Genomic DNA, 10,247 nt, shown 5'->3' on the forward strand with positions numbered 1-10,247 from the left:
CGGTCGGCCAGCWCGTCGGCATCGCCGCGCTCGGCGCACAGCAGCACCAGCAGACCCGCATCGATCGCACCCACGGTGTGGCCGGCGACCTCGACCCGCGCKCTGCGCACGCRCTGCAGCAGCGCCTTCATTGGGTCTCGTCCTTCCGGGTTGCACGCGCTTCCATGCCGAGCGGCAGCAGCTGGATGGTCACGCGCAGGCCGGGCAAGGCATCCATCAGCGCTTGCTCGAGACCATCGCGCAGGTCCGCGGCGCGCTGCAGCGACCAGCCGCCCGGGACATGCATGTGGAGATCGGCGAAGCGCCGCTGGCCGGCACGGCGCGTGACGACGTCGTCGAAGTGCAGCTGCGCCCCTTCAGGCACCTCGGCCGCGAAGCGCTCCAGCGTGGCCTGCAGCTGTGCCAGCGACTCGGGCTCGAGCGCCTCGTCCATCAGCCCCTGCGAGGAGCGCCATACCAGCTTTACGCCTTCGCGCACGATGTTCAGCGCCACGCCGATCGCCAGCAACGGGTCGAGCCAGAGCCAGCCGGTCAGGCCGACCGCCACAATGCCGACGATCACCGCGGCCGAGGTCCAGACGTCGGTGACCAGGTGGCGGGCATCGGACTCGAGCGCGATCGAGCGGTGCGTGCGCGCGGCCCGGAACATCACCCAGGCCAATCCGCCATTGAAGGCCGAACTCAGGATCGACAGCCCGAGCCCCCAGCCGAGCTGCTCCAGCGGCTGTGGCGAGAGCAGCCGCAGCACCGCCACCCAGATGATCGCGATCGCGGCGCCGATGATCAGGATGCCCTCGAAGCCGGACGAGAAGTACTCCGCCTTGTGATGGCCGTAGGGATGGTCGTCGTCCGCCGGGCGCGCCGCGACCGTGACCATCGCCAGCGCGAAGGTGGCACTCGCCAGATTCACAAAGGACTCCATGGCGTCCGAGATCAAGCCCATGGAGTTGGAAACGTAGCCGGCCGCACCCTTGAGCACGATCGTGACCAGGGCGACCCCGATCGACGCTCGCAACAGCTGCGCGGGACTCAGTGAGGCGAATTTCAATGGATGAAGAGTAAGGACGAACAAAATGCGGACAAAGGCGCAGAGCCGGCGCACGTGGCGCTCGCGGATTATCGGGGTCCATCCGCTCTTGCGTACCATCGACCAAAACGCTTGCGGAGGTGCCAGTGAACAAAAGAAAACCCAGGTCGTGTACGGCCTCGTCCTCGCCCTGACCGTTGGGGCAGGCCACGCGCTCGCCGTCGATGCTTCCAAGCCCGCCGAGGCGGAGCAACATGGCGGTATCGTCAAATCCGTGCAAGGAGACGTCCATTTGCTGAGCGGCAGCGCCAAGGCGCGGGCCGCGGCGGCCGGCGACTCGATGGCCCCGATCGACCGACTCCAGACCGGCGCCGACTCGGGCCAGCGTGGTGCTGCGCGACGGCACGACGCTGATCGTGGGCCCGTCCTCGCGGCTGGACCCCAAGCAGTTCCATTTCGATTCGACCACCCAGGACGGCGGCATGCTGGTTTCGCTGCTGCGCGGAACGCTGCGGATGGTGACCGGACTGATCGGCCGGACCGATGCCGTGCGCGTCGAAACCCAGACCGCGGTGATCGGCATCCGCGGCACCGATTTCATCGTCGAGGTGGATCCGCAGCCGTGACAGTTCGCCCACTTTCCCTTCTTGCCATCCCGCTGTTGTCCGCCCTCCTTGCAGCCTGTTCCACTCCTGGCACCCGCGTCGTGCTGCTGCCGCAGGCCGACGGCAAGCCCTCGGCCATGCTGGCGAGCACCGAGGATGGCGCAGAGACGCTGGCGCAGTCCTTCGATCGGGCGACCGCGAAACTCGGCGCCAAGGGTGCGCCGGTGGTCGACAAGGTCGACCCGGAGCGTGTCAAGCGCGGTCTCGATGAACGAGGCCCTGGAGGCCGCCGGGCGCGCAGCGGCGGCGAGATCGTCGTCACGGGGCACACCGACACGGTCGGCGCAACCACGCGCAACGACGAGTTGTCTCTTTCCCGCGCCCTGCAGGTGCGTCAACTGTTCCTGGCGCGCGACTTCCCACCGAACCGGATCGAGGCGGTGGGCCGCAGCGAGCGCGAACCTGCGGTGCCGACGGCCGACGAGGTCGCCGAGCCCCGCAACCGCCGCGTCACCATCCAGGTTCGATAGCGCCCCCGGCGCTCAGCTCAGGGTCACTTTGGCGAACTTGCGCTTGCCGACCTGCACGACATAGGTGCCGGCAGGGAGTTTCAGCGCCTTGTCGCTGATCACTGTCGAATCGACGCGGACGCCGCCGCCATCGATCAGCCGGTTGCCTTCGGAGGTCGAGGGCGCCAGGCCGGCCTGCTTGAGCAACTGGGCAATACCCAGCGGGGCGCCGGCCAGTGCGACTTCCGGGATCTCGTCGGGAACGCCGCCCTTGCTGCGGTTGATGAAATCCTGCTCGGCCGCCTCGGCCGCTGCGGCGCTGTGGAAGCGCGCAGTGATCTCCTTGGCCAGCGCGACCTTGGCGTCCTTCGGGTTGCGGCCGGCTTCGACCTCCGCCCGCAGCGCCGCGATCTCGGCCAGCGACTTGAAGCTCAGCAGCGTGTACCAGCGCCACATGAGGGTGTCGGAGATCGACAGCACCTTGGCAAACATGGTGTTCGGATCCTCGCTGATGCCGATATAGTTGTTCTTGCTCTTCGACATCTTCTCGACGCCGTCGAGCCCCTCCAGCAGCGGCATAGTGAGTATGCACTGCGGCTCCTGCCCGTATTCCTGCTGGAGATGTCGTCCGACTAGCAGATTGAACTTCTGGTCAGTGCCGCCGAGTTCGAGGTCCGACCTGAGCGCCACCGAGTCGTAGCCCTGCATCAGCGGGTAGAGGAATTCGTGCACCGAGATCGACTGCCCGGCCTTGAAGCGCTTGCTGAAGTCCTCGCGCTCCATCATCCGCGCCACCGTGTACTTGGCCGCCAGCTGGATCATCCCGCGGGCCCCGAGCGGATCGCTCCACTCGGAGTTGTAACGGATCTCGGTTTTCGAGGGGTCCAGTACGAGACTTGCCTGTTTGTAGTAGGTTTGCGCGTTCGCCTCGATCTGCTCGCGGGTCAGGGGCGGCCGGGTGCTGTTGCKACCGGAGGGGTCGCCGATGGTGGTGGTGAAGTCGCCGATCAGGAAAATCACCGTATGGCCCAGATCCTGCAGCTGGCGCATCTTGTTGAGCACCACCGTGTGGCCGATATGGATGTCCGGCGCGGTCGGGTCGAGGCCCAATTTGACGCGCAGCGGGGCGCCGGTGGCCTCGGAGCGCTGGAGCTTGCGCACCCACTCATCCTGGGGGAGCAACTCGTCGGTCCCACGGAGTGAAATTTCGAGGGCCTGTCCTACAACTTCGGACAGACTTGTGGATGTAACAAAACCGGGGTTCATTGGGCTCTTTGGCTGTTTTCTCTATGGCCGAAGCTATACTCAGCCCGACTTTTCCAAGCGCCGGATTCTAAGCGGCGCATTGAACGCACCGTCCTGCCGCCCGTCCGACACGGCCCTCGCAGTACGGATTTGCTGAACCTGAGCTGGAATTCGAAGTTTGATCAACGGCATTCTTGCCGCCGAGGAGCTGATTGCTTCGCGCGTGGCTAATACATTCCGGACCTATCCGAAGCAGATCACGGCTGTGATCGCCGCTTTGCTGCTGTCCGCCGGCGGTGGTGCCTTCGCCGTCGCCTCGCTCGGGCCCGATCCGGCCGAGCTTCCCGTCAAGCAGGTCTTCGAGGCCGTCGCCCCTTCCACCTCCTTCGCCGACCAGCTCGAAGCGCTCGACGCCCACAGCTTCACCCTGTTCCGGACCGAAATCACGCGCTCGAGCGATACCGCCGAGGCTCTGTTGCAGCGCCTCGGCCTGTCCGATCCGCCCGCTGCAGCCTTCGTGCGCGGCAACGCCGAGGCCCGTGCGGCGCTGCTGAGCCGTCCCGGACGCACCGTGACCGCAGAGGCCACCCAGGAAAACGCGCTGAAGAAGCTCAGCGCCCGCTGGATTCCCGACGGCGACGGCGGCTTCAAGCGGCTGGTGGTCGAAAAGACGCCCGCCGGCTTCCGCGCCCGCACCGAAACCGACGCCCTGACCCCCGGCACCCGGCTCGCCAGCGGCATCGTGCGCACATCGCTGTTCGCCGCCACCGACGACGCTGGCATCCCCGACCCAGTGGCCAGCCAGCTGGCCGACATCTTCTCGGGTGACGTCGACTTCCGCTTGCTGCGCAAGGGCGACCGCTTCGCGGTGGTCTACGAGACGCAGGATGCCGATGGACAGACGCTGCGCACCGGCCGCGTGCTGTCGGCGGAGTTCGAGAGCAACGGCAAGCTCTACCAGGCACTGTGGTTCCAGGAGCCCGGCCAGAAGGGCAGCTACTACCGGCCCAACGGCGACAGCCTGCGCCACGCCTTCCTGAGCTCGCCGGTCGAGTTCACGCGCGTGAGCAGCGGCTTCGCGATGCGCCTGCACCCGATCCTGAACAGCTGGCGCCAGCACCACGGCATCGATTTCGCAGCCCCGACCGGCACCCCAGTACGGGCGGTCGGCGACGGCACGGTCGAGTTCGCCGGCACCCAGAACGGCTACGGCAACATCGTCGTGCTGAAGCATCGCAACAACCAGGAAACCGCTTACGYCCACCTGAGCCGCGTCGACGTCAAGGTCGGCCAGAGCGTCAGCCAGAGCCAGACTTTGGGCGCCGTCGGATCGACCGGCTGGGCCACCGGCCCGCACCTGCATTTCGAGTTCCGGGTCAATGGCGAGTACCACGACCCGGCCACGATCGCCCAGCAGGACGGCGGCGTTCCGATCACCGCGGCCTCCCGCCCGGCCTTCGAGCGCCTCGCGCTCGCCACCCGAAACGAGCTGTCGGCCGCCTTCTCGGTGGTCCAGGCCAGCGCCGACTGACGAGCGGCCGCAAGGCCTCGCCGAGCACCCCGAACCATGGCTGAACTGTTCATCGGCCTGATGTCGGGCACTTCGCTGGACGGTGTCGATGGCGTGCTGGCAGATTTCTCGAACGGCGGCATCGCCGTGCAGGGCTACGCGGCCGCGCCCTTCCCGATGAGCCTGCGCGCCGAACTGATGGCGCTCAACACCGCGGGCAGCAACGAACTGCACCGAGCCGCGCTGGCCGGCAACGGACTGGCCCGCGTCTACGCCCGGGTGGTGCAGCAGTTGCTGGACGACGCCGAGCTGGCGGCCGATGCCATCACCGCCATCGGCGCCCATGGCCAGACCGTCCGCCATCGGCCCGGCGAATTCGACGAGGTCGGCTACACCCTGCAGATCAACAGCCCCTCGCTGCTCGCCGAACTGACCGGCATCCAGGTGGTCGCCGACTTTCGCAGCCGCGACCTGGCAGCAGGCGGCCAGGGCGCTCCACTGGTGCCGGGCTTCCACCGGGCCCTGTTCGCCCGCGACGAGCGGGCGGTGGCGGTCCTGAACATCGGCGGCATCTCCAACCTGAGTCTGCTGCCGGCCGGCAGCGGCACCGTGCTGGGCTTCGATTGCGGGCCGGGCAACGCCCTGATCGATCACTGGAGCCAGACCCACAACGGCCAGCCCTTCGACGCCGGAGGCCAGTGGGCCGCGCGTGGCCGGGTGCTGCCGGAGCTGCTCTCGCGGATGCTCGCCGAGGCCTATTTCGCCAAGGCGCCGCCGAAGAGCACGGGCCGCGACCTGTTCCATCCCAACTGGCTGGCCTCGCATCTCGGCACCTCGGCAGCAAGCCCGGTCGACGTCCAGGCGACCCTGACCGAACTGACCGCCCGCACCTGCGCGATGCACCTGGAGCGCTATGGCGCCGACAGCCAGACCTTGATCGTCTGCGGCGGCGGCGCCCTCAATCTGCATCTGCTGGCCCGCTTGCGCGCCTTGCTGCCGGCCATCGAGGTGGTGTCCTCGGCGGAGCGCGGCCTGCCGCCGCAGGAGGTCGAGGCGGCGGCCTTCGCCTGGCTGGCGCGCGCCACGCTGAACGGCGAAACCGGCAATCTGGCCAGCGTCACGGGCGCCCGCGGCGCCCGCGTGCTCGGTGCCATCTACCCGAGCTGATCATCCCTGGCCCGAGACTTCGGGCTGCGCCGGCTGCACCGCCCGCGCCTCCGGCGGCAGATGCCAGAAGATCAGCGCCGAGGCCAGCGTGATCAACCCCATGCTCGCGAAGGTCGCCTCGAAGGCATGCAGGATGGCCAGCGGCGTGGCGCTGCCGAAGATGCCGGTGTAGCCGTCCAGCACCGCGCTGGCCGCCGCCACGCCCATGCTCATCGCCAGCATCTGCACCATCGACAGCAGCGTGTTGCCGCTGCTGGCCATGCCGCCGTCGAGATCCTTCAGGGTGATCGTGTTCATGGCGGTGAACTGGAGCGAGTTCACGGCGCCGAATGCCAGCAGCTGAAGGATCTGCAGCGCCACCGGCTGGGCCGGCGTCGCGAGCCCGAAGCTGGCCATCGTCAGGCCCACCAGCGCGGTGTTGGCCACCAGCACCCGGCGGTAGCCGTAGCGCATGATCAGCGGCGTCGCCAAGCGCTTCATCGCCATCCCGGCCAAGGCGATCGGCAGCATCATCAGGCCGGCCTTCAAGGGCGAGTAGTCCATCGAGATCTGCAGCAGCAGCGGGATCAGGAAGGGCATGCAGCCGCTGCCCAGGCGCGAGAACAGGTTGCCGAGCAGGCCGATGCTCAAGGTCGGGATGCCAAACAGCGAGGGCTCGAACAACGGATAGGGCTTGCGCACGGCATGCAGCCAGTAGGCCGTGATGGTGGCGAAGCCGAAGACCAGCAGCACCATCACGCCGACGCCGCGCAAGCCGAGTCCCGACACGCCGTCGATCGCCAGCGAGATCGCGACCATGCCGAAGGCGAGCAGCGCGTAGCCCACGCCGTCGAACGGCCGCATCTCGGCCGCGCGCAGGTCGGGCATGATCCGCAGCGTCGCCAGACAGCCGGCCAGGCCGACCGGCACGTTGATCAGGAAGATCCAGTGCCAGGAAGCGTACTGAACCAGCCAGCCGCCCAGGGTCGGGCCCAGCAGCGGGCCGATCAGGCCTGGAATGGCGACGAAGCTCATGGCGGCCAGGAACTGCGCCCGCGGCACGGTGCGAAGCAGCGCCAGCCGCCCCACCGGCAGCAGCAGCGCACCGCCCATCCCCTGCACCACCCGCGCCGCCACCAATTGGCCGATGCCACGCGACAGTGCGCACAGCACCGAGCCGATCACGAACAGCACGATCGCCGTGAAGAACACCCGGCGGGTGCCGAAGCGGTCGGCGATCCAGCCCGAGGCCGGGATCAGCATCGCCATCGTGAGCGAGTAGGCCACCACCACCGACTGCATGCGCAGCGGACTGGCACCCAGGCTGGCCGCCATCGACGGCAGCGCGGTATTGATGATGGTGCCGTCGAGCGTCTGCATGAAGAAGCCGACGGCCACCAGCCACAGCAGGCTCTTGCGCGGCGCCTCCGTTGGGGTCATGAGCGAAGTGAGGGAAATCGGACAGCAAAAAGCCGCCCGGAGGCGGCTTCTGGGGGTTGGGCGTGTTCGGAGCGGGCCGGCACGCGCCGGGGCATCAGGCCGAGAAGCTCGAGCCGCGGCCGCAGGTGCTGGTGGCGTTCGGGTTCTTGATGACGAACTGGGCGCCCTGGAGGTCCTCCTTGTAGTCGATCTCAGCGCCGACCAGGTACTGGTAGCTCATGGCGTCGATCAGCAGCGAGACACCATTCTTGGTCATGGTGGTGTCGTCTTCGTTGGTGATCTCGTCGAAGGTGAAGCCGTACTGGAAGYCGGAGCAGCCGCCACCCTGCACGAACACGCGCAGCTTGAGGTCGGGATTGCCTTCCTCGGCGATCAGGTCGGCGACCTTGGCCGCCGCGCTGTCGGTGAAGACGATCGGCTCGGGCATGGCCGGGGTCTGGATGGTTTCTGCAACGGCGCTCATTGTGAGGGGACTCCTGTGGGGCCGGATATTGCGGCCGATCAATCAATGCTACTTCAACCAACAAAAAACCGCCCGAAGGCGGTTTCTTGACATTGCGAGCGGTAAGCCCAAAACGCCTTTAGCGCTTCGAGAACTGCTTGCGGCGGCGTGCGGAGTGCAGACCGACCTTCTTGCGCTCGACTTCGCGGGCGTCGCGCGTCACGAAGCCAGCCTGACTCAGCACCGGCTTGAGCGTCGCGTCGTAGTCGATCAGCGCACGGGTGATGCCGTGGCGCGTCGCGCCGGCCTGGCCCGATTCGCCGCCGCCTGCCACGTTGACCATGATGTCGAAGGTTTCGACATTGTTCGTCAAGAACAGGGGTTGCTTGGCGATCATGATCGAGGTCTCGCGGCCAAAGAAATCCTGGATGTCCTTGCCGTTGACCGTGATCTTGCCGGTGCCTTTTTTCAGAAACACGCGGGCGACGCTCGATTTGCGACGGCCGGTGCCATTGTTCCATTCACCAATCATTCTCAAGGCTCCTTACAGTTCCAGCACTTTGGGCTGTTGGGCGGTGTGCGGGTGCTCAGCACCACCGTACACCTTGAGTTTCTTGATCATCGCGTAGCCGAGCGGGCCCTTGGGCAGCATGCCCTTGACCGCCTTTTCCAGGGCGCGGCCCGGGTGCTTGGCTTGCATGTCGCGGAAGTTCGTCGCCGTGATTCCGCCCGGGTAGCCCGAGTGACGGTAGTACACCTTGTCGATCGGCTTGGCGCCGGTGACGCGGAGTTGCGATGCGTTGATGATGACGATGAAGTCACCGGTATCGACGTGAGGCGTGTAAATGGCCTTGTGTTTGCCGCGCAAACGGAGAGCAACTTCGCTGGCTACTCGTCCGAGGACCTTGTCGGTCGCGTCAATCACAAACCACTCGTGCGTCACGTCAGCGGGCTTGGCGCTGAACGTTTTGGTCATGAGTTTCTCTTTTGAAGAGGGTTTGGCGGGCCCTTTTCCACGGTCGGCGTTCCTCTGGCGGGAATCTCTTAGGTGGTGGTCTACCTTCGCCGCGGGGCCACAAAAGCGCTGCGAAGCTTTCGATTATACGAAGAATGGCCCCTGCGACGCAATCGGGCGCCCTTTTCGGGGCGAGGGGCCGTTACCATCGGGGGCATGTTCAGCTACCGCCACGCCTTCCATGCCGGCAACCACGCCGACGTGCTCAAGCACACGGTGCTGATTGCCACGCTCGAGCACCTGCTCGAGAAGGACACCGCCCTCACCGTGGTCGACACCCACGCCGGCGCCGGCCTCTACCGGCTCGACGGCGACTACGCCGGCACCAGCGGGGAGGCGGCAGAGGGCATCCTGCGCCTGCTGGCTGCCCCGAAGGCAGCCCCGGCGGCGGCGCCGGGAGCCGGCAAGTCCGCCAAATCCGCCGCCACGACAGCCGAGGCGCCACTGGCCGACGCCCTCGCCCGCTACCTCGCGGTGATCGGCGACTTCAACCCCAAGGGCGGCGCCAAGATCTATCCGGGCTCGCCCTTCATCGTGCACCACCTGCTGCGCGAGCACGACAAGCTCAAGCTGTTCGAACTGCATCCGACCGACGCCCGGACCCTCGACGCCAACATCGCCCAACTCGAGGCCGGCCGCCAGATCACGGTGCTGCGCGACGATGGCTTCGGCAGTGCCACCAAGTTCCTGCCGCCGCCCTCGCGGCGCGCGCTGGTGCTGTGCGACCCGAGCTACGAGATCAAGAGCGACTACGCCCGGGTGCTGGACTTCGTGGCCGAGGCGCTCAAGCGCTTCGCCACCGGCACTTACGCTATCTGGTACCCGATCATCCCGCGGCCGGAGGCGCACGACCTGCCGCGCCGGCTCAAGACGATGGCGACCAAGGCCGGCAAGTCGTGGCTGCACGCCACGCTGACGGTCAAATCGAGCAAGATCACGACCGATGCCACGGGCGCCACGCACCGGCCGGGGCTGCCCGCCAGCGGCATGTTCCTGATCAACCCGCCCTACACGCTCAAGCCGCTGCTGGCGGCCGCCCTGCCGCAGATGGTCGAGCGGCTGGCGCAGGACCGCAACGCCACCTTCTCGCTCGACAGCGGAGGCTAAGGGCCTGATCACCCTCCTTCCGGGGTCGCGGAAAGAGGGTGAACAGGCCCTTCAGCGGCGCTTGCGCGGCGCGACGCTGCCGGTGGGCTTGGGCGCCGGCTCCGGCGCTGCCTGAGGCGGGGTCTCGGCCTGGCCGACCTCGGTGCCGCCGCAGCGATCGGTCTCGTTGTCGACGACCGACAGCGCCACCGTCTTGATGCC

Annotated in this window: 12 protein-coding genes; 5 read left to right on the forward strand and 7 right to left on the reverse strand. The window is 67.2% G+C overall.

Going from position 1 to position 10,247, the window contains the following annotated elements; translation table 11 throughout:
* Both AC1DY5_RS28175 and AC1DY5_RS28180 read right to left on the reverse strand, forming a co-directional pair.
* On the reverse strand, positions 1–131 hold a 131-nt coding region (locus AC1DY5_RS28175; protein ID WP_478116758.1), incomplete at its 3' end, for a D-aminoacyl-tRNA deacylase.
* Positions 128–1,048 (reverse strand): cation diffusion facilitator family transporter, encoded by a 921-nt coding sequence (locus tag AC1DY5_RS28180; RefSeq protein WP_478116747.1) that lies wholly within the window; start codon positions 1,046–1,048, stop codon positions 128–130. The genes AC1DY5_RS28175 and AC1DY5_RS28180, both read right to left, overlap by 4 nt.
* Positions 1,049–1,413: 365 nt before the next feature.
* Here AC1DY5_RS28180 and AC1DY5_RS28185 point away from each other — a divergent pair, with 365 nt between their 5' ends.
* Both AC1DY5_RS28185 and AC1DY5_RS28190 read left to right on the forward strand, forming a co-directional pair.
* Positions 1,414–1,653 carry a FecR domain-containing protein gene (locus tag AC1DY5_RS28185; RefSeq protein ID WP_478116748.1) on the forward strand — a complete coding sequence of 80 codons (240 nt, stop codon included), beginning with the start codon at positions 1,414–1,416 and terminating at the stop codon, positions 1,651–1,653.
* A gap of 35 nt (positions 1,654–1,688) precedes the next feature.
* Complete coding sequence (locus AC1DY5_RS28190; RefSeq protein WP_478116749.1) at positions 1,689–2,162, forward strand: OmpA family protein; 474 nt, start codon at positions 1,689–1,691, stop codon at positions 2,160–2,162.
* A gap of 12 nt (positions 2,163–2,174) precedes the next feature.
* On the opposite strand, the gene tyrS is transcribed toward AC1DY5_RS28190, so the two are convergent.
* Positions 2,175–3,407 (reverse strand): tyrosine--tRNA ligase, encoded by a 1,233-nt coding sequence (gene tyrS / locus AC1DY5_RS28195; RefSeq protein ID WP_478116750.1) that lies wholly within the window; start codon positions 3,405–3,407, stop codon positions 2,175–2,177.
* A gap of 157 nt (positions 3,408–3,564) precedes the next feature.
* Between tyrS and AC1DY5_RS28200 the strand changes: the two genes are divergently transcribed.
* Together AC1DY5_RS28200 and AC1DY5_RS28205 are read left to right on the forward strand one after the other, a co-directional pair.
* A complete protein-coding gene (locus AC1DY5_RS28200; RefSeq protein WP_478116751.1) occupies positions 3,565–4,917 on the forward strand; it encodes a peptidoglycan DD-metalloendopeptidase family protein in 1,353 nt (450 codons plus the stop codon).
* 36 nt (positions 4,918–4,953) lie between these two features.
* Complete coding sequence (locus AC1DY5_RS28205) at positions 4,954–6,063, forward strand: anhydro-N-acetylmuramic acid kinase (protein ID WP_478116752.1); 1,110 nt, start codon at positions 4,954–4,956, stop codon at positions 6,061–6,063.
* Here AC1DY5_RS28205 and mdtD read toward each other — a convergent pair whose 3' ends face one another.
* The 4 genes from mdtD to rplM all read right to left on the reverse strand — a co-directional run bounded on the left by mdtD (position 6,064) and on the right by rplM (position 8,900).
* Positions 6,064–7,482, reverse strand: coding sequence for a multidrug transporter subunit MdtD (mdtD, locus tag AC1DY5_RS28210; RefSeq protein WP_478116754.1), 1,419 nt, complete (start codon positions 7,480–7,482; stop codon positions 6,064–6,066).
* A 94-nt stretch (positions 7,483–7,576) separates the two neighbouring features.
* Positions 7,577–7,945: an iron-sulfur cluster insertion protein ErpA gene (gene erpA / locus AC1DY5_RS28215; protein WP_478116755.1), complete on the reverse strand. Its 369-nt coding sequence runs from the start codon at positions 7,943–7,945 to the stop codon at positions 7,577–7,579.
* Positions 7,946–8,063: 118 nt separating this feature from the next.
* On the reverse strand, positions 8,064–8,456 hold the full coding sequence (gene rpsI, locus AC1DY5_RS28220; protein WP_093109516.1) for a 30S ribosomal protein S9: 393 nt from the start codon (positions 8,454–8,456) through the stop codon (positions 8,064–8,066).
* A 12-nt stretch (positions 8,457–8,468) separates the two neighbouring features.
* Complete coding sequence (gene rplM / locus AC1DY5_RS28225; RefSeq protein WP_286370103.1) at positions 8,469–8,900, reverse strand: 50S ribosomal protein L13; 432 nt, start codon at positions 8,898–8,900, stop codon at positions 8,469–8,471.
* Between the two features lie 195 nt (positions 8,901–9,095).
* Between rplM and AC1DY5_RS28230 the strand changes: the two genes are divergently transcribed.
* A complete protein-coding gene (locus tag AC1DY5_RS28230) occupies positions 9,096–10,046 on the forward strand; it encodes a 23S rRNA (adenine(2030)-N(6))-methyltransferase RlmJ (protein ID WP_478116757.1) in 951 nt (316 codons plus the stop codon).
* The last annotated feature ends 201 nt before the right edge of the window (positions 10,047–10,247 follow it).

This window comes from Variovorax sp. P4_D9 (assembly GCF_056401695.1).